Origin of the sequence: Chitinophaga pendula, from assembly GCF_020386615.1 — a bacterium.
GTDB classification, from domain to species: domain Bacteria; phylum Bacteroidota; class Bacteroidia; order Chitinophagales; family Chitinophagaceae; genus Chitinophaga; species Chitinophaga pendula.
The window spans coordinates 2,538,009-2,561,250 of record NZ_CP077769.1 but is presented as its reverse complement, the minus strand read 5'-3'; the positions used below and the strand labels follow the sequence as shown (position 1 = coordinate 2,561,250).

Here is a 23,242-nt window from a genome sequence, read left to right as displayed (position 1 = left end):
TTTTAAATAGGGTTATAGCTTGATGGTTTTCTTTTTGGTGGTCACTGGTATGCCTGTATTACTTTGCTGTACCGCAATATATTGTGCGAGTGCTTCAATGGTCACTAACTCAAAAAATACACCTATAGGTATCTGTAATTGTAATCGTTCATAAATCGCCGCAGCCAGTCGCATCGCCATCAGGGAATGTCCTCCCGATTCAAAAAAATGATCATGGACCCCCACTGTCGTCATACCAAGCAATTCCTGCCAGATATCCGCCAACATCTGTTCTGTGGCATTTCGCGGCGCAACAAATGCTACCGCCGCCGGCACATCCGCTACTATCTTAGCCAGGGCCTTGCGGTCCGTTTTTCCGTTCGCCGTAAGCGGGAAAGCAGAAAGCGATACCAGCGCCGCCGGGATCATATAACCGGGAAGATGCGCACCCAGATAAGTAAGCAATACCTGGTTATCCGCCGCTTCCGTTACCACATATCCCACCAGCCGCTTATTGCCTCGCTCATCCGCCTGCACTAACACCGCCGCCTCACGCACCAATGTATGCGATAACAACACCTGCTCAATCTCACCCAACTCTATCCGGTACCCGCGTATCTTCACCTGGTTGTCTAGTCGTCCCAGGTATACCAGATTACCATCAGGCAACCATTTACCCAGATCCCCAGTACGATACATCTTGCTACCGGCATACGGCCCCCAGCTACATTCCCGGAATTTATCCGCTGTCAGCTCCGGCCGGTTCAGATATCCCAATCCTACCCCTATACCGCTCACACATATCTCCCCTGGCACACCAACAGGACATAACTCACCATGCCTGTCCAATACCTGGATATTAAGATGCTGAATAGGCTTACCGATAGGCACATTGTCCGTCTCCGGCGCCTTATCCATGAAATAATGCGTAATATCATCCGATGCCTCCGTAGGCCCATATACGTTTACCACCGGTATAGTTCCATAATGAAGATGAGAAAACCACTGCTGCAACACTGGCCGGCTAACAGCCTCACCAGTCACCAGCAGATACCGGAGATGAGCGAAAGCAGGCGTATTATTGGCTTGTAATAACGTAGTCAGATAAGAAGGTACCAGCTCCAGGATCGTTACACCATTATTATTCATGGCAGGTATCAGTACATCCGGCTGCAGTAAAGCATCTCCGCCGAATATGACCGTACGGCCGCCACATACCAGCGCCGCAAACATTTGCCATACCGAAATATCAAATGTATAAGCCGCCGTAAAAGCAATTACACTGTGCTCATCCAAATGCAGATCATTCACCTTGGCATACAGATGATTCAGCATACCGCCGTGTGTCACAAGCGCTCCCTTCGGCAACCCCGTAGATCCGGATGTATAGATCGCATACGCTGGCTGCTCCGGCGATAAAACAACTGCGGGTCGCATTGCATACGCCAAAAGCTGCGGCCGGTCAGTATCCATCAATACCGTCGTCGTATCAGCGGGTAACTTCGAACGATAATGACTGCTGCTGACAACAATATTCGCCCCGCAATCGGTCAATATATACCCAATACGGTCCGCCGGATAATCAGGGTCTATCGGCACATACGCACCGCCCGCTTTCATAATACCCAATATGCCTATCACCATCTCCAATGACCGGCCTATACAAATAGGTACCAGCGTACCCTCGCATACACCCTGATCTTGCAGGTAACTGGCCAACCGGCCGGATAGTTCTTCCAACTCCTGGTAACTCAATACTTGTTCATCCAGGATCAATGCAGGCTGTTGTGGCGTACGCAATGCCTGACGGGTTATCAGCGAGGGTAATGTCTCCGTCGCCGGATAAACCGCTTTGTTGGCATTGAAATCATTGATCAGCACTTCCGTCTCGGCCGCCGTCAACATAGGCAAGTAACCGATCAATGCATGCCTATCACCGGCAATCGCCCGCAATAGTTGTTCGTAATGCCGGGCCATCCTTTCAATACTCTCTTGGTCGTACAGGTCGGCATTATATTCTATATATCCGGATACACCAGCCATATGCTCCTGCAACGACACACTAATGTCGAACTTCGCCATCGTATAGTCCGTCTGCTCCCTCGAAAGCGTGACCCCTTCCAGTGTAAGCGCAGGCCCATCGGGCGCATTCTGGAGTTCAAACATCACCTGGAACAATGGTGTTCGGCTGATATCCCGCTCTTTTACCACTACCTCTACCACCTTCTCAAAAGGTACTTCCTGGTGCGTATAAGCCTCCAGAGTAGTTTGTTTTACCTTCCGTAACAATTGTATAAAAGAAGGATGATCACGCAGATCAGTACGCAATGCCAGCGTATTGACAAAAAAGCCGATCAACCCCTCCAACTCCTGCCGCGTCCGGCCCGCCACCGAAGTGCCTACACAAATATCATCCTGCCCGCTATACCGGTATAACAACACTTTGAATGCTGCCAGCAGCGTCATAAATAAAGTACATCCTTCCGACTGCGATAATGTTTTCAACTCCTGTACCAGCGAATAGTCTAACTCAAACCACGCAGCTGCTCCCCTGTTGGTTTGAACAGCCGGACGCGGCCGGTCAGTGGGTAACTGTAATACCGCCACCCCGTCCAACCGGCTCTTCCAATATTGTAATTCCTTTTGCAATACCTCCCCTGACAAATGCCCTCGCTGCCATATAGCATAATCCGCATATTGTAAGGGCAGTACAGGCAATTCAACAGATACGCCGGTTACCGCCGCCTGGTAAAAGGCGGCTAACTCCCGCACCGTAATACTGTTAGACCACCCGTCCGAGGCAATATGATGTAACGTAACTATCAACAGATGCTCCTCCTCATCCAGCACCATAAGATCAGCCCTCAGCATATGATCCGCCGACAGATCAAAGGGTGCATGCAGCAGGTCTGTAATGCGTTTTTCCCTCGCCCGCACATCAGCATGATACAACTCCTCCGTAATAATATTCATCCGCCACTGATCCGTCGGTAATATCACCTGGTAAGGTACTCCTCCCGATGGCTGTATCACCGTCCGCAACACCTCATGCCGGTTTACGATACCACGTAAAGCATACGACAGGGCAGCAATATCCAGCACACCACGCAACTGTAACACCACCGGTATATGATAATGCACACTGCCTTCCAGCTGATCAATGAACCATAAACGCTCCTGGCTGTACGATAACGGGATATGTGCAGGACGGGCCTGCACACTCAGCTGCTGTCCGCCATCCTGCACCTGCTGACGAGAAGACAATAATTCACTCATGCCGCCCAGCGTCGGATGATCAAAGACTTCTCCTATACTCATATCAACACCCACTTCCTTACGTACCGCAGAGATCAACCGGATAGCCAGCAATGAGTGACCGCCCATACTGAAAAAGTCATCCCCCAATCCTATACCCGATTCTTCCAGCAACAACGCCCAGATATCGCGTAGCTGCTCCTGTAAGGGCGTCCACAACACATCAGCGGTAGCATCCGCTCGCGGTGCCTGCACCGGGTCGGGTAAAGCCTGCCGGTCAATCTTCCCATTCGGCAACTGTGGCATCACAGGTAATACCGTCACCGTAGCGGGCTGTAAATGCTCCGGCAGTCCACTACGCAAATGCAACCACAACGCCTCCTCCTCATAATCAGCATCCACCGTGATATAGGCGTGTAAACCATAAACACCACTGTGATCCGCCCGCGCTATCACCACCGCTGCAGACACTCCCACACACGATTGTATCAGACTGCTCACCTCACCGGGCTCCACCCGGTAACCCCGGATCTTCACCTGCTCATCCACTCGGCCAAGGAATACAATATCACCACCTGGCAAATATTTAACACGGTCACCCGTACGATAAAATCTTAGTCCGCTACCCGCATCCAACGGGTCGCTAATAAATCGGGCCGCCGTCTGCTCATCCTGGTGCAGATAACCCAACGCCACACCACCGCCGCCGATATACAACTCCCCGGGAACACCTACCGGACAGCGTTGACCACTGCCACTCAGCACATACACCCGCGTATTCCCAAATGGTCGCCCTATAGGCACCGAGCTGCCCCTAACAGCACCTGGCTGTACTACATACAACAGCTTACCGATCGTCGTCTCCGTAGGTCCATAGTGGTTGGCTACCACACCCGTATAACCACAATCCCGGATACTATCCACCACGCCTCGATCCAACAACTCACCACCAAAGATCAACATACGATCCGGCAACAATAACCTCCTGCCGCCAGACAACGCACGCCAGTGCGATGGCACGATCTTTACACAGTCTATACGGTGGAGATCGAAATAAGCCGTCAATCGCTCCGCATCATTGATCATATCACGGGAGAACAAATGCAACACACCACCAAATACAAGCGATGCATACAAAACCGTATTACCAAGATCAGTAGCAATACTCGATACCAGCGCATAACTGCCACAATCCGCTATCGGCAATCGCTCACCCAATCCTGCCAGGTAATCATGCAGGTTACCATGACTCACCATCACCCCCTTAGGCATACCCGTGCTACCGGAAGTATAGATCACATAAGCGGTCATACCACTATCTATAACAGGCAATGACAAGGTTACTGCCGCTGTCGCTGCTGAACCAGACAACCAGGACAGCACCTCCAACTGCTCACAACTAGTAACGAATCCCAGTCGCTGACTTACCAGCACTATGGCAGCGCTCGTATCCGACAGTACATATTGCAACCGGCTTTCCGGGTAGTCCGGCTCCAATGGCACATATGCCGCGCCACTCTTCAACACCGCCAGGATCGCCACGATCATCTCCGCAGATCGTTCCATACAAATAGGTACCAGGCTACCGGCGCCAATACCGCGACTGCACAGGTACATCGCCAGCCGGTCGCTATAGGCTTCCGCCTGCGCATAAGTATACTGCTGTCCGCCAAACACCAGCGCCGTCTGCTCCGGATGCTGCGCAGCCCGGGCCGTAAACTGTGACGGTACACTACGGAATACACCAATCACCTGACCACTATCTTGCAGACTGTCCAGCTGCAACTGCTCCGTATTACTCAGCAAGGGCAACTGACCGATCGCCTGCTCCACATCCGATACCACACCGTACAACAACTGCAGATAATGACTTCCCATCCGCTCGATAGTCGACGATTCAAAAAGATCCGTACGGTATCCTATATTGATACGAAGCGTACCCTCCTTTGCCTCCGACATGAAGAAAGAAAGATCAAACTTCGCAGTAGTCACATCAAATGCTTCATTATCGAGACGCAGATCCCCCAAACGGAAATCCGGCGTTTCATCAGTGTGTTCGTATACAAACATCACCTGGAAAATAGGATGACGGCTGGTATCACGCTCTTTCACCGTCACCTCCACCACCTTCTCAAAGGGAATATCCTGGTGCGCATAGGCCTGTAAAGCGGTTTGCTTCACCCGTTGCACCAGCTCCCGGAAAGAAGCCTGGTGATTTATTGCATCCCGTAATGCCAGCGTATTGACAAAGAACCCGATCAAAGGCGCAATCTCCTCCTGCTGCCGCCCCGCCGTCGAGATGCCTATGCAGATATCCTCTTGTCCACTGTACCGGGCCAGCAATACCTTCACCACCGCCATCAATAACATATGCAGCGTTACCTGCTCCGCCACGCACAGCGCATGCAATTGTGCAAGCAACGCCTCAGGAACCGCCAATTGTAAAATGCCGCCACTCATGCGCTGCGTAGCAGGTCGTATATGGTCAGTGGGCAGCTGCAATGGCGTAATACCACTTAACTGCCGCTGCCAGTAAGTCAATTGATGATCAGCAATTTCGCCAAACAGATACTGACGTTGCCAGATCGCAAAGTCAGCATACTGGATCGGTAATGGCTCCATTACCACAGGCTGATGGTTTATGTGACCATTATAAAGTAACATCAGCTCCCTCGCCAATATACCCATAGACCATCCGTCAAAGGCAATATGATGCATATTTAGTAACAGGATACTTTCACCTTCAGACAGATACAGCATATGCAACCGCAACATAAGATCCTTCGACAGATCGAATGGCCGCTGTATCAATAGCTGTATTTGCTCCGCTATCCTATCATCCGTTGCGCCTGCCAGGTTGATCCGCTCATACTGCCAATCCTTCACATCCAGCACATATTGATAAGGTGTCTCTTCCGCGACACGTATCACCGTCCGAAGTACTTCATGCCGGGAAAATATATCAGCAAATGAAAGATGCAGTGCCTGCTCATTTATGACACCGTATACCCGTATCGCCAACGGCATATGATATTGTACACTGCCTTCAAACTGATCCAGGAACCAGATACGTTCCTGGTTGTACGACAACGGAATATAAGCAGGTCGCTCCTGTACCACGATAGCCGGCCGTTGCACACCTGTCGTCGTAGCCTCCAGGTAAGCCGCCAGCGTCGATATGGTAGGATGCAGGAAAATATCCTTCACCGCAATAGATATACCCAGACTGCTGGCAATAGCCGCAACCAGTCGTGTTGCCAACAGGGAATGTCCCCCCGATTCAAAGAAGTTATCCGCTACCCCGATCTCTCCCCGCTGCAACAGCGTCTCCCACAATGGTACCAACCGGTGTTCCATCAGGGTACCCGGCGCTTTATATTTTACTACCCTTTGCCCATACAACGCTCCACGCTGTAGCAAGAACTTACGATCTATCTTCCCATTACTGGTCAACGGGAAATAGCTGATGCCCGTCCACTGCGATGGCAGCATATATTCGGGTAATACTTGCTTCAACGCGGCACGGATATCTTGCTGTAGTAATCCGCATATATCAGCAAACAATGGCACATTCGTAAACACCTCACCACCGGATAATGCAGCTGGCCGCACCAACCCCTCCAAAGGATACTTGGTAATGAGCAGCGCCATTGTAAACGCATCCGCTTCCAGGTAATACCTGCTATGATAACCCCGCCGGGCAACAAGAGCCAGCAACGCCTGCACTGCTGCAATATCCTCCGCCGGCCGCGTTAGCTGTGCAAACAAATGACCGGTATGCTGCCAAGGATGATCCCTCATTTCTTTTTCCAACGCACGCTCCCGCCATAAACGCGGATTAGGAACACCCATCAGGGCAATACCGTCCGGTACACCGCTTTCCAACATATCTAACAAGGCTGCCGGCGATTCATCTGCGACCCAGGGTCGCCAGGTTACCGACACCCCTTCCCTTTTAATACCCACATATATCACGACAGTATACCGATATAACGTCAGCTCATTTTCAGCCTTACCTTGCTTCCATTCGAAAGAAATATCCGTAATGGCTGGATATCTTTCCCGTAATGTCTCAAAGAAGGAAGGTGTAATACACAACTCCTCTTCCTGTAATATCGTCTGTTCCGTATCCCAGCCGAACTCCCGTATCGTCTTTCTCTCTGCATAACCGGCAGACAGCAATCTAGCTTTAAAGCCCTTCAGCAATCGCAGATCCCTGACATCCCCTAATACGATCCGGCCCCTTCCATCAAGCAATTGCATACATTTATCCAGGATGTCCGCTAAATACTGCTCACCGGGGAAATACTGAATAACAGAATTCATAATGACCAGGTCCACCGGCTCCATCTCCGATACACACATTTCATGTGCGGCACAAGCCTTTAACTGAGTAACCGGGTATACCCTGGCTCCCCTCGCGATCCTACGCTCTATCTGTCGTATAGAAGCCGCAGAAATATCCGTTCCATAATAATGACTGATATGTCCCACAAGCTGATAGTAGATCAAACCGGAACCACAGCCGATCTCTAATACCCGCTCTGCAGGATGATCCAGTAATACCTGCGTAATGTCATACAACCATTCACGCATGTCCTCCGCCGGTATAGCCATCCCAGTGAAGCTGTCATTCCAGCCGGATATGTTGAACTCCTGCGCATGATCCACTTCCTCCACATCCTGGTCGTACGCAGTATCATACAATTCCTTCCAGTTGTCAGCTTGCTGCTGATATAACAGGATCTCTTTTGTCGCCAACGCCTCCCGTGTAGGCACGTAAAAAGCATGTAGCAGACTACTGTCGCCCTCTTGTTGCACGACCACCGCCGCCTGCGACACATATGGCAACGAAAGCATCGTATGCTCTATTTCACCGGGCTCTATCCTGTAACCACGGAGCTTCACCTGCTGATCTTTACGCCCGGCATAAATGATATGCCCGTTGGGCAGCCGGTAAGCCAAATCCCCCGTACGGTAAAGCCGGGCATTCGCATCCGCGGAGAATGGATCCGAGATAAACTGTTTATCGGTAAGCTCCGGACGCCGCCAGTATCCCGACGCCACACCTGCACCGCCTACGCACAACTCTCCCGTAATACCCACCGGACAATGCTGCTGATGATCGTCCAGTATATATACATAAGTGTTATACAGCGGCAAACCAATACTCACATGATGATCCTGGAATGGCTCATCTGTCAGGCTCGCACATACCGTTGTTTCCGTTGGCCCGTAGGCATTCACTACCCTGATACCCCTGGACTGCAGATGTAAAGCATCTTCTTTATTGATCGGCTCCCCCGCAGACACAATCGTCCGTATACATCCCGTATGATCAGCCACCATATGCTGATACGATGGCGGTAATACAGCCAGCGATACCTCGTATCGATTGATCATCTGCTCAAACAATACAGCAGACAACAGTTCTTCCTGCCTGGGCAATACCAGGCATCCCCCGCTAAGCAGGGTATTAAATATTTCATAACAGGACGCATCAAAGCCGAACGAGGCAAACTGTAAAATCCGTAATCCCACCTCCAGGCGCAAAGCCTCCCGCTGGCTATATGCCAGGTTCACCACCCCACGGTGCCCTACAACCACTCCCTTCGGCTGCCCCGTACTACCCGAAGTATAAATCACGTATGCCGGGCTGTCCGCCGCGGGTACAATCGTCGACGCAACAGTGGATAATTCATCTACACTTAATGCAGGGTCATCCATCACGATGACCTGCAGCGTGTTGCGCTCTTCAGGCAATCTGTTGACATCCGCCTTCCGGCTGATCGCAAAAGCAGCGCCGGTATCAGAAAGGATATAAGCGATCCTCTCTTCGGGATAACCAGGATCAATGGGCACATACACCCCTCCCGCTTTTAATATAGCCCATATAGCAACGATCATCTCATGACACCGCCCCATACATACCGGTACAAGCATACCAGGTCGTATACCCGTCGCCGTCAGGTAATGCGCCAGCTGGGTAGATCGATCCGCTAACACCTTATAGCTCATAGCTCCCTGATCGGACAATAATGCCATACCTTGCGGAGTATCGGCCACCTGTAGTGCAAAACCACTCACCAGGTTGGCATCCGGTGCCAGCAGATATGGCGGCGGGCCTGGTTGGAAACCTGTTTTCAACAGGTGCACTTCCGTCTCCGTCAACATATTCAGCATCCCCGTAGACTCCTCTGGCGCAGCCACAATTGCCGTGAGCAGGGATACATAATGCCCGAGCATCCGGCGTATAGTAGCAGCTTCGAATAGCTCAGTATTATATTCCATACCCAGGTCCAACCCTTCTGGCAACTCCGTCACAGAAAGATTAATATCAAACATACTAGTAGTATGTTCGGCTCCTACCTGCTGCAATGACACATCTCCCATCTCCAGCGCAGGGGCTTCCGGCGTATTCTGCAATACAAAAGTTACCTGGAAAAGCGGGTTCTTGCTGATGTCCCGCTCTCCGCAAACCGCTTCCACCACCTTTTCAAATGGAGCATCCTGATGCTCATAGGCAGCGAGTGTCGTCTCTTTTACCTGTTGCAATAACTGCAGGAAAGTATCGCCTGGCGATACCTCCGTACGCAATGCCAGCGTATTGACAAAAAAGCCGATCAGATCCGCTGTTTCCTCCTGCTGACGCCCTGCAATAGCCACGCCTACACACACATCTTCCTGACCGCTATACTTATGCAACAATAGCTTGAATGCCGCCAGCAGCGTCATGAACAGGGTCACATCCTGCGCCCTCGACAGATGCTGCAGTGCATCAGACAATGGCTGCGGCGTACGTGTACTGATAGTGGCGCCGACATTCTTTTTAACAACCGGACGAGGATAATCCGTAGGCAATTGCAATAGCGTTAAGCCTTCCAGCTTATGCTGCCAGTAACTGATCTTCTGTTTTAATAATGAATCATTCAGGTAACCACGTTGCCAGATAGCATAATCTGCATATTGTATTGGCAGCTCAGGAAGAACGGGCAGACTTGATTCCGCGTAGGAGGCATATAGCGCCACAAATTCTTTCACCAATACAGAAAGAGACCACCCGTCAGCAGCAATATGATGTAGGGTCAACACCAATATGTACTGCTCGCCGGTGGCTATCAAATGCGAACGCAACATATAGTCGGCAGATAGGTCAAAAGGATGATGTACCAGCTCCGCTATATACGCTGCTGCATCTTCCTCCATCCGCTCTTTATCTTCGCTGATAATATCCAGTTGCCACTCATCGCCGGAAATAACCTGCTGATAAGGTCCTTCTTTATCCTGTAGCAGGATCGTCCTCAGTATTTCATGCCGCTGTACGATCATACGCAAACTATCTGCCAGCGCAGATACATGCAGATTACCGGATAGTTTAAAAACAGCAGGCATATGATACTGTACACTGCCTTCCAGCTGATCAATGAACCACAGGCGTTCCTGGTTATAAGATAACGGAATACGGGCAGGACGTCCGCCTTTGGGAATAGCGGGTAATAGTTGCCCCTGTGCGGTTTGTTGTAAATATGCCGCCTGTTGTGCCACTGTTTTATGAAGAAATAGCGACCTGACCGATATCTCCTTCTGAAAACGCTTACGTAATAACGACATAAGACGCATGGCCAGCAAGGAGTGCCCACCGATACGGAAAAAGTCATCATAAACACCAATATTGGAAATACCGAGTAACTCTTCCCAGAGTATCGCCAACAGACGTTCCGTCTCATTACGGGGAGCAACATACGTCCCTGCATGATCGCCCTGATCTATCGCTGGCAAAGCCCGCCTGTCTACCTTCCCGTTTGCAGTAAGCGGCACCTCGTCTATCGGTACTACGAACCCCGGCACCATATAGGCAGGAAGCCGTACCTGTAAATAATGACTCAACTCCTCCGTAGCCACTTCCTGTTGTAGCACGACATAAGCTACCAGTTGCCCGCCTGCACCACTATCATCTCTTAACAGCACCACCGCCTCCTTGACGGCAACATGCTGCAACAATACTTGCTCGATCTCCTCCGGCTCAATACGATATCCCCTCAGTTTTACCTGCTGGTCTATACGTCCCTTATAAATAATATTTCCATCCGGTAGCCAACAACACCGGTCACCAGTGCGATACATACAGCCCCCGGCCCCCGGCTTAAAAGTATCCGGTACGAATCGCTGTTGGGTCAGCTCCGGCCGGTTCAAATATCCTTGCGCTACCTGCACCCCGCCTATATACAGCTCCCCGTCTACACCAGGCGGCAACAAATGCCCTTCCTCATCAAGAATATATAATCTCGTATTGGCAATAGGTCTCCCTATGGGGATCATCGTAATATCATCAGCAGCGGGCACTTCCCAGCAGGTCACGTCTATCGCTGCTTCCGTCGGCCCGTATAAGTTATATAGACTGGCATGCAGCCCACTTTCGTAGAATGTTTTTGTATGTGCAGCCTTCAACGCCTCTCCGCTGCATATCACACGACGCAGACTTGTACAGTCGGACACACCGGGATAGTCCAGGAACAAATGAAGCATCGATGGCACAAAGTGTATCGTAGTGATCTGCTCCTGCTGTATCACCGTTTGCAGATAAGCCGCATCTTTATGACCACCAGGTATGGCGAATACCAGCTTGGCACCACTTATCAACGGCCACCAAAGTTCCCAGACAGATACATCAAAACAATAAGTGGTCTTCTGCAATACAGCATCTGACGTCGTCAGCCCGAAATAAGCCTGCATCCACAGCAATCGGTTCACAATACCGGCATGACCATTGATCACCCCCTTAGGTTGCCCCGTAGAGCCCGAAGTATAGATCACATAAGCAGGATCAGCTCCTGACGGAGAAGTAGATAATGACTGCGATGGATGCCTTTCCCATAAAGAGGTATCGTCCACCAAAACAGTATCAACGGCTATATCGGCAAAGAGTGCTGCATGCTCCGTAGTACTAACAACCAATCTGGCGGCGGTATCCGTTACTATATAACGGATACGCTCCACTGGGTACTCAGGATCAACAGGCACATAAGCAGCGCCGGCCTTCACAATAGCAAGGATACCTACGATCATCGACAACGAACGATCCAGGCATATCGGTACCAAAACACCCTTACGGACACCCTTGGTGTCAAGATAATATGCCAGCTTATTAGAAAGCTCATCCAACTCCCGGTAGGTCAAAGTACGCCCTTCATAAACAACAGCTATTTGCTCCGGCGTATTTAATACCTGTGTATGGAACAATGCAATGAGAGAAGATACTTCAGGGTAAACGACCTGGGTATCATTGAATACATCCAGTACCAGCTCATGCTCACGCCTTGTAATCCACGGTATATCCCTATATTGAGAAGCCTCCCCGTTTACTATCGCCTGCAAAGCAGTAGTAAAATGCCCTTGCAGCTGCGTAATATGAAATGCAGATAACAGCGTCGAATTATAACTGAAACTGATACCCAACTGCTGACCCGCACTTACGATCAAACTCAAAGGATAATTCGTCTGCTCATGGATACGAACATCCGTCAGGTCCAGCGACCAGCTACCTGTACTTAATAACTCACTCACCGGGTAATTTTCAAAAACAAGCAGGCTGTCAAACAGCTCCCCGCTACCTCCCCACAAACGTTGCACCGTATCAAGACCAGTATACTGATACTCCCGGCTCTGTAACTGCTCCTGTTGCAATGTCTGTAACCAGGTGGACACCGGCACGTCCTCTTTGAATTGCTGACGTAACACCAACGTGTTGATGTAAAGTCCCACACGACGCTCTATATCTGCCAGGCTACCCGGACGACCGGCTACCGTAACGCCATATACCACATCCCGCTGACCCGTATAGCGGTACAACAGGTATCCCCATATGCCCTGCACTAACGTATTGAGCGTAATACGCTGTGCCTGCACATAACGATGTGCCTGTGCTGTCGTCGCCTCATCAAATGCTAGTAACGACTGTACATAAGTACTGCCGCCAAGGCTACGTACCCCTGTCGTATGGATAAATGGCAACAGGCTCCCTTGCTCCAGCCCTGACAGATACTGCCGCCAGTAATCACTAGCCGACTGCTCATCCTGGCGCTCCTGGAAACGGATCAACGCTTCATAACTTTCCGTAAAACTTTCATCCACCTCCTGCCCATGCAGCAACTGCTCATAGATAGACAGCAAAGACTCTACTAGTAAGGGTACCGACCAGCCATCCAGGATAATATGATGGAACGTCCATAATAAATGATATCCGCCCCCGGGCAACTGTAACAAACTCAGTCGCATCAAAGGCGCTTCACTTAGCACAAATCCCTGCTGCAAATCCGACAGCTCATAGGCCGCGATCGCTGCTGCAATGTCTACCTCATGTCCGTAATCCAACACCGTTAATGGCAGCTCCGCCTGATGATAAACACATTGCACAGGAATGTCAAAAGTGTCGTAATAAAATCCGGTTCGTAAAATACTATGACGACGGATCAGCACAGACCAGCTCTGTGACAACAACCCTATATCCACCTGCAATAAACGACCGCTGAACTGTTCTATATAAGCACTGCCGCCTTCATCATACAAACTATGGAATAATAGCCCTTCCTGCAAAGGGCTCAGCCGGTAAATACTTGTGATCTCCGACCGCCTCGGCTGTCCCGTTCTTCCTTCAGCAGACAAAAACCGCTCTAACGCAGCATAGTGGATCTCTTTTCCCAAACCATAATCAGAGGGCGTAAAACGACGCGTTCCCTGCTGCACACAATGAGCGATCAATGCAGACAAACATGACAGATAATCTGCCGACAAAGACTCAATCGTAGCTTCATCAAAATGATGACCGCTATATCCCCAGGACAACACCAGCTCCCCTTCACTGATCATACTGTTGATCGACAGCAGGTGGCGTACCATAAAATCACCGCCTACATCTTCACCGGCAGAAAGATCCGATACCGGGGACAATAACCCCGCAGCTCCCGACACCTGGTCAAACTGCCCAAGGTAGTTGAAGATCACCTCCCAACAGTCTCTTGCTAAAGAAGGGGTAGCAGCTAAATACCGCAACACCCCGTAACCCAGGCCACGGTCCGGCACTTGCCGCAACTGTTCCTTTACAGATTGTAACTGGCCACCCGGACCTGCATCTCGTTCCAATAACAACTGCACAGGGTACAGGTTGGTGAACCAGCCCACCGTACGGCTGGTATCCAATGCCGACGCTATGTCTTCACGACCATGCCCTTCCAAGCCGATCGTTACACGATCACTACTATTCCACTTGCTCAACACCTGTAAAAGTGCACACAACAAGACATCATTAATATCCGTATGATAGGCGGCTGGTACCTCCTGCAAAAGCTGACGTGTCAGCGTTGCATTCAGCCTCACCATATGCTCTTTTATAGCTGACGTCCGCACCGGACCTTCCAGGGTATAATTTGTCCGCAATGGTTGATAACCATTTACAATATCCTGCCAGTAAGGAAGCTGTGACAATACACCGGGCCTTGCTGCATAACTTTCCAATGCAGCATACCATTGCCGGTAAGAACTACTCTTACTCCCCAACGGTGCTCCTGACAACAATAATGACAGATCTTCCAGCAGGATACGCCACGAAACCCCGTCTACTACCAGGTGATGCGCTACCAGCAGTAAGTAATCAGGAACTTCAGCTGAAGTCCGGAATAATACCGCCTCAAAAACAGGTCCCTCCTCAATATCGATATTACGTTGATAAGTTTCGCTATATGCTAATACACTCGCTGCCAACTCATCCTTCCCGGCATCTTCCAATCGTACAATAGACATAGAAGGCAAGGCGGTGCTGTAACTTTGTTGCCAGCCAGATGAAGTATGTTTATAGCTGAACCGTAAAGCATCATGCTGACGTACCAACGCGTCAATAGCACCAGCCAGCTGTATCTCATCAACAGTATCAGCTATTTTTAATAATACACTTTGGTTAAAATGAACAGCACTAACACCCCCTTGCTCAACTGTTCGCTCAAAATACCACCGTTGGATCGGTAATAAACCACTCTCTCCACTCAATAAGCCTTGCTCGGTCAGGATACTGGTCACGGCATTACTATCCAGGTAAGCAGCTAACCCTCCTATTGTCTGGTGATGGAACAGATCACGCGGATGTAACGTGTAACCTGCGCGCTTCGCACGGCTCACTACCTGGATCGTGATTATAGAATCTCCTCCCAGCTCAAAGAAATTATCCCGGACGCCTATACGGCTCACTCCCAGCAAATCAGACCAGATAGCACTTAAAGCCTGCTCGGTAGCACTCACCGGTGCCACATACTCCTGCCGTAATAAACTACCCGCATCCGGTGCCGGCAACGCTCGCTTGTCTACCTTACCATTGGCAGTCAGCGGTAAGGAACTTAAACAAAGCAAAACCGACGGGATCATGTAATCCGGCAGATGCGTCAACAGGTAACTTTGTAACAACGATTCTTCATAATCCGATGCAGGTACTATATAACCAACCAGGCGACGAATACCCTGAGCATCGGTATGTAAGATCACTACTGCTTGCTGCACATAACCACTCGCTGTCAGCACATGGGCGATCTCACCGGGCTCTATACGATAGCCTCTCAATTTCACTTGCTCATCCTGGCGACCTACATAGATCACCGTACCATCTGCCTGCCAGCGGGCCAGATCACCGGTACGATATAAACGGCCGCCTGCCACAAATGGGTCTGCTATAAAACGACTCGCCGTCAGCTCTGCCTGACCCAGGTAGCCGATAGCAACTCCAGAGCCGCCTACATACAACTCGCCTATCGCACCTACCGGCAACAGCTGCCGGCTTTCATCCAGGATATATGCACGACGGTGCCCCAAAGGACGACCTATCGGTATGTTCCCGTCTTCGTAATCAGTATCAATAATATGGGTCAGTGAAAAAGTAGTATTCTCCGTAGGACCATAACCGTTGATAATACGGATACCGGGATAGGCAGCCCGGAACCGCGACACATGCGCTGCTGATAGTTTCTCTCCTCCTGCCAGCACCGCTGATAATCCTTCAAATACAGACAGATAACTATCTACCAGCTGGTTGAACCAGCTGGCAGTAAACCACATCACCGTGGCACCGTAATGCCGGATCGCCGCCGTCAGCTGAACAGGGTCCAGCAACTGCTCCTCCGGCAGGATCACCAGCTGACCGCCATGCAGCAATGCGCCCCAATACTCAAATGTCGTCGCATCAAATGAAGGCGAACCAGTCGCGATGATCACCGTATCTGTACCCAGTGACACAAAACCACCGCCCAATACCAGGCTGGTAATATTATTGTGGCCTACCACCGTGCCCTTGGGCTGCCCCATAGAACCGGAAGTATAAATAACATATGCCGCTGCCGTTGCTGCTACTGCCGCCAAAGGAGAAAGACCTGTAATAGCCCTGCGCCAGGGTGCAGCCTCACCTACCGTCACTACAGACAGCTCCGGCCGCAGACCGGATAACAGTGCCTCATAACCGGCGTCGATCACCGCAAAACGACTGTCAATATCTGAGAGAATAAAGGAAATACGTGCAGCAGGATAAGTAACATCTATAGGCACATATACCCCGCCCGCTTTCATAATACCCAGCAAAGCTACCAGTAGACCAACTCCTCTATCCATACATACTGCCACCATGGTACCTGTCGTTACCCCCTGATCCCGCAGATAAAGCCCCAGCTGCTCACTCTCCACATCCAACAAATGGTAACTCAAAGACCGCACTCCATCTGTCACCGCTATCGCATCTGGCCGTAATAATGCCTGCTGACGAAATAATCCGGCTACACTGCTACCCATATCATAAGCGATTGCAGCACCCTGAAATCCTTCCAGTAACTGCAATTGTTCCGGCATAGTTAACCACGGTATATCCCTATATTGAGAAGCCTCCCCGTTTATTATCGCCTGCAAAGCAGTAGTAAAATGCCCTTGCAGCTGCGTAATATGAAATGCAGATAACAGCGTCGAATTATAACTGAAACTGATACCCAACTGCTGACCCGCACTTACGATCAAACTCAAAGGATAATTCGTCTGCTCATGGATACGAACATCCGTCAGGTCCAGCGACCAGCTACCTGTACTTAATAACTCACTCACCGGGTAATTTTCAAAAACAAGCAGGCTGTCAAACAGCTCCCCGCTACCTCCCCACAAACGTTGCACCGTATCAAGACCAGTATACTGATACTCCCGGCTCTGTAACTGCTCCTGTTGCAATGTCTGTAACCAGGTGGACACCGGCACGTCCTCTTTGAATCGCTGACGTAACACCAACGTGTTGATGTAAAGTCCCACACGACGCTCTATATCTGCCAGGCTATCCGGACGACCGGCTACCGTAACGCCATATACCACATCCCGCTGACCCGTATAGCGGTACAACAGGTATCCCCATATGCCCTGCACTAACGTATTGAGCGTAATACGCTGTGCCTGCACATAACGATGTGCCTGTGCTGTCGTCGCCTCATCAAATGCTAGTAACGACTGTACATAAGTACTGCCGCCAAGGCTACGTACCCCTGTCGTATGGATAAATGGCAACAGGCTCCCTTGCTCCAGCCCTGACAGATACTGCCGCCAGTAATCACTAGCCGACTGCTCATCCTGGCGCTCCTGGAAACGGATCAACGCTTCATAACTTTCCGTAAAACTTTCATCCACCTCCTGCCCATGCAGCAACTGCTCATAGATAGACAGCAAAGACTCTACTAGTAAGGGTACCGACCAGCCATCCAGGATAATATGATGGAACGTCCATAATAAATGATATCCGCCCCCGGGCAACTGTAACAAACTCAGTCGCATCAAAGGCGCTTCACTTAGCACAAATCCCTGCTGCAAATCCGACAGCTCATAGGCCGCGATCGCTGCTGCAATGTCTACCTCATGTCCGTAATCCAACACCGTTAATGGCAGCTCCGCCTGACGATAAACACATTGCACAGGAATGTCAAAAGTGTCGTAATAAAATCCGGTTCGTAAAATACTATGACGACGGATCAGCACAGACCAGCTCTGTGACAACAACCCTATATCCACCTGCGATAAACGACCGCTGAACTGTTCTATATAAGCACTGCCGCCTTCATCATACAAACTATGGAATAATAGCCCTTCCTGCAAAGGGCTCAGCCGGTAAATACTTGTGATCTCCGACCGCCTCGGATGTCCCGTTCTTCCTTCAGCAGACAAAAACCGCTCTAACGCAGCATAGTGGATCTCTTTTCCCAAACCATAATCAGAGGGCGTAAAACGACGCGTTCCCTGCTGCACACAATGAGCGATCAATGCAGACAAACATGACAGATAATCTGCCGACAAAGACTCAATCGTAGCTTCATCAAAATGATGACCGCTATATCCCCAGGACAACACCAGCTCCCCTTCACTGATCATACTGTTGATCGACAGCAGGTGGCGTACCATAAAATCACCGCCTACATCTTCACCGGCAGAAAGATCCGATACCGGGGACAATAACCCCGCAGCTCCCGACACCTGGTCAAACTGCCCAAGGTAGTTGAAGATCACCTCCCAATCGTTTCGTCCCGTCATCATTGCTGACGCCGACAGATACCGCAACACCCCGTAACCCAGGCCACGGTCCGGCACTTGCCGCAACTGTTCCTTTACAGATTGTAACTGGCCACCCGGACCTGCATCTCGTTCCAATAACAACTGCACAGGGTACAGGTTGGTGAACCAGCCCACCGTACGGCTGGTATCCAATGCCGACGCTATATCTTCACGACCATGCCCTTCCAAGCCGATCGTTACACGATCACTACTATTCCACTTGCTCAACACCTGTAAAAGTGCACACAACAAGACATCATTAATATCCGTATGATAGGCGGCTGGTACTTCCTGCAAAAGCTGACGTGTCAGCGTTGCATTCAGCCTCACCATATGCTCTTTTATAACTGACGTCCGCACCGGACCTTCCAGGGTATAATTTGTCCGCAATGGTTGATAACCATTTACAATATCCTGCCAGTAAGGAAGCTGTGACAATACACCGGGCCTTGCTGCATAACTTTCCAATGCAGCATACCATTGCCGGTAAGAACTACTCTTACTCCCCAACGGTGCTCCTGACAACAATAATGACAGATCTTCCAGCAGGATACGCCACGAAACCCCGTCTACTACCAGGTGATGCGCTACCAGCAGTAAGTAATCAGGAACTTCGGCTGAAGTCCGGAATAATACCGCCTCAAAAACAGGTCCCTCCTCAATATCGATATTACGTTGAAAGTGCTCACATCGCCTTGGGATTTCCGTTACCAGCTCACTGGTAGATATGTTGGTCAGGTCTACAACCGCCAACGGATTCGGAATATTGTTGTATAGCTGCTGCCAGCCAGATGAAGTATGTTTATAGCTGAACCGTAAAGCATCATGCTGACGTACCAACGCGTCAATAGCACCAGCCAGCTGTATCTCATCAACAGTATCAGCTATTTTTAATAATACACTTTGGTTAAAATGAACAGCACTAACACCCCCTTGCTCAACTGTTCGCTCAAAATACCACCGTTGGATCGGTAATAAACCACTCTCTCCACTCAATAAGCCTTGCTCGGTCAGGATACTGGTCACGGCATTACTATCCAGGTAAGCAGCTAACCGTCCTATTGTCTGGTGATGGAACAGATCACGCGGATGTAACGTGTAACCTGCGCGCTTCGCACGGCTCACTACCTGGATCGTGATTATAGAATCTCCTCCCAGATCAAAGAAATTATCCCGGACGCCTATACGGCTCACTCCCAGCAAATCAGACCAGATAGCACTTAAAGCCTGCTCGGTAGCACTCACCGGTGCCACATACTCCTGCCGTAATAAACTACCCGCATCCGGTGCCGGCAACGCTCGCTTGTCTACCTTACCATTGGCAGTCAGCGGTAAGGAACTTAAACAAAGCAAAACTGACGGGATCATGTAATCCGGCAGATGCGTCAACAGGTAACTTTGTAACAACGATTCTTCATAATCCGATGCAGGTACTATATAACCAACCAGGCGACGAATACCCTGAGCATCGGTATGTAAGATCACTACTGCCTGCTGCACATAACCACTCGCTGTCAGCACATGGGCGATCTCACCGGGCTCTATACGATAGCCTCTCAATTTCACCTGCTCATCCTGGCGACCTACATAGATCACCGTACCATCTGCCTGCCAGCGGGCCAGATCACCGGTACGATATAAACGGCCGCCTGCCACAAATGGGTCTGCTATAAAACGGCTCGCCGTCAGCTCTGCCTGACCCAGGTAGCCGATAGCAACTCCAGAGCCGCCTACATACAACTCGCCTATCGCACCTACCGGCAACAGCTGCCGGCTTTCATCCAGGATATATGCACGACGGTGCCCCAAAGGACGACCTATCGGTATGTTCCCGTCTTCGTAATCAGTATCAATAATATGGGTCAGTGAAAAAGTAGTATTCTCCGTAGGACCATAACCGTTGATAATACGGATACCGGGATAGGCAGCCCGGAACCGCGACACATGCGCTGCTGATAGTTTCTCTCCTCCTGCCAGCACCGCTGATAATCCTTCAAATACAGACAGATAACTATCTACCAGCTGGTTGAACCAGCTGGCAGTAAACCACATCACCGTGGCACCGTAATGCCGGATCGCCGCCGTCAGCTGAACAGGGTCCAGCAACTGCTCCTCCGGCAGGATCACCAGCTGGCCGCCATGCAGCAATGCGCCCCAATACTCAAATGTCGTCGCATCAAATGAAGGCGAACCAGTCGCGATGATCACCGTATCTGTACCCAGTGACACAAAACCACCGCCCAATACCAGGCTGGTAATATTATTGTGGCCTACCACCGTGCCCTTGGGCTGCCCCGTAGAACCGGAAGTATAAATAACATATGCCGCTGCCGTTGCTGCTACCGCCGCCAAAGGAGAAAGACCTGTAATAGCCCTGCGCCAGGGTGCAGCCTCACCTACCGTCACTACAGACAGCTCCGGCCGCAGACCGGATAACAGTGCCTCATAACCGGCGTCGATCACCGCAAAACGACTGTCAATATCTGAGAGAATAAAGGAAATACGTGCAGCAGGATAAGTAACATCTATAGGCACATATACCCCGCCCGCTTTCATAATACCCAGCAAAGCTACCAGTAGACCAACTCCTCTATCCATACATACTGCCACCATGGTACCTGTCGTTACCCCCTGATCCCGCAGATAAAGCCCCAGCTGCTCACTCTCCACATCCAACAAATGGTAACTCAAAGACCGCACTCCATCTGTCACCGCTATCGCATCTGGCCGTAATAATGCCTGCTGACGAAATAATCCGGCTACACTGCTACCCATATCATAAGCGATTGCAGCACCCTGAAATCCTTCCAGCAAAACGCGCGTTTCTTCGCCGCTGAGTAGAGGCAACTGATCAAGCCGGGTAGCCGGAGATGCAATAATGGCGGCCAGTAATCTTTCGTAATGTTCCAGGAAGCGAGCGATGGTATCCACCTCAAACAGATCCGTATTATATTCCAGGAAGCCGGAAATGAGCCCGTTTTGTTCTTCCAGCGATAGCGTAAGATCAAACTTACTGGTCGTATGCGCCGTGTCGAAAGAAGTAAGGATAAGTGAACCTGCGTCCATCATTGGCTGGCTGGCCGCATGCTGCAATTGGAACATCACCTGAAATAAAGGAGTACGACTCATATCCCGCTCTTTGATGACTGCATCCACGATCTTTTCAAAGGGCAGATCCTGGTGTGCATAAGCGTCCAGTGTTGTCTGCCGTAATAATTGCAGGAAGTCGGAAAAGGAAGGATTATTAACCAGGTGGCTGCGTAATGTCAGTGTATTGACAAAGAAGCCGACCAAACCTTCCAATTCCGGTCTTATCCTGCCTGCAGTGGGGCTGCCGACAGTAATGTCAGTTTGCCTGGTATAACGGTATATTAATACTTTAAAAGTAGCCAACAGGGTCATAAACAAAGAAACGCCTTGCTCTCTCGAAAAGACAAGTAGCTGTTCTCCCAGCGACGCGGAAATCCGGAAAGGCAACGCTCCTCCGCTATTACTTCTGACTACCGGACGGGAATGGTCCGCAGGTAACTCCAATGGCACTACTCCTTCCAGCTGATGTCGCCAGTACTCCAGCTGCTGATTCAACGTCTCCGGCGTCAGATGACTCCTTTGCCAGACTGCATAATCTACATATTGAACGGGCAGATCTGCCAGCACCGGCAGGCGGCCATTAGCATATGCTTCATATAACAGGCCCAGCTCTCTGACAATAATATCAGAAGACCAACCATCAGATGCAATATGATGTACGACAATTACCAACACATGTTCCTCCGTTCCTACGGGAATTAATTGCGCCCGTAGCATAAAATCCCTGGACAGATCAAATGGTTGCGCGATCAGTTGTTCCGTATAGCCAGATATTACCTCCGCTGTTTGCACAACAGCAGCAATATCCGGTTCATCCAGTCGCCAGGCTGATACCGGCTGCACTTTTTGATAGGCACGGCCGTCGTGTTCGACAATAACAGTACGCAACACTTCATGCCGTTCTAATAAGCTGTTAAAAGCCTTCTTTAATGCTTCTCTGTCCAAAATGCCTTTTAGCTGTAAGACCGAAGGCAGATGATAATGTGTACTACCCTCCAATCGATCGATCACCCAAATCCGCTCCTGGCTATAAGAAAGCGGAAAAATATCATCCGCCGTACGTGGTGTAACTGGGATAGCTGCCGCCTCCGGCGAAGCGTCACCCTGCTGTTGCAACAGCTGTAATATTGCCTCCCGATACTGCCGTACCTCATCCAGTAATGAAGGATCAGGAACGACATCCGGTAGTAGGGTGTATTTTATCTTATCGTTGTCACAAAATAACAGGATACCATTTGCACGGGCTTTACTGATCACCTGTAAGGCATCATTCAGATTAACTTGGGCCATTTTATTAGGGTTGAAAAGAAGTAGT

1 protein-coding gene is annotated in these 23,242 nt (G+C 50.3%); it reads right to left on the bottom strand.

Features of this window, described 5'->3' with window-relative positions; all coding sequences use genetic code 11:
* Positions 1-12: 12 nt before the first annotated feature.
* Positions 13-23,217 (bottom strand): non-ribosomal peptide synthase/polyketide synthase, encoded by a 23,205-nt coding sequence (locus KTO58_RS09195; protein WP_225860159.1) that lies wholly within the window; start codon positions 23,215-23,217, stop codon positions 13-15.
* Positions 23,218-23,242 lie beyond the last annotated feature (25 nt).

Coding starts and splice junctions, on each gene's coding strand:
- KTO58_RS09195 (WP_225860159.1), bottom strand. CDS start 23,217: ATGGCCCAAGTTAATCTGAATGATGCCTTACAGGTGATCAGTAAAGCC.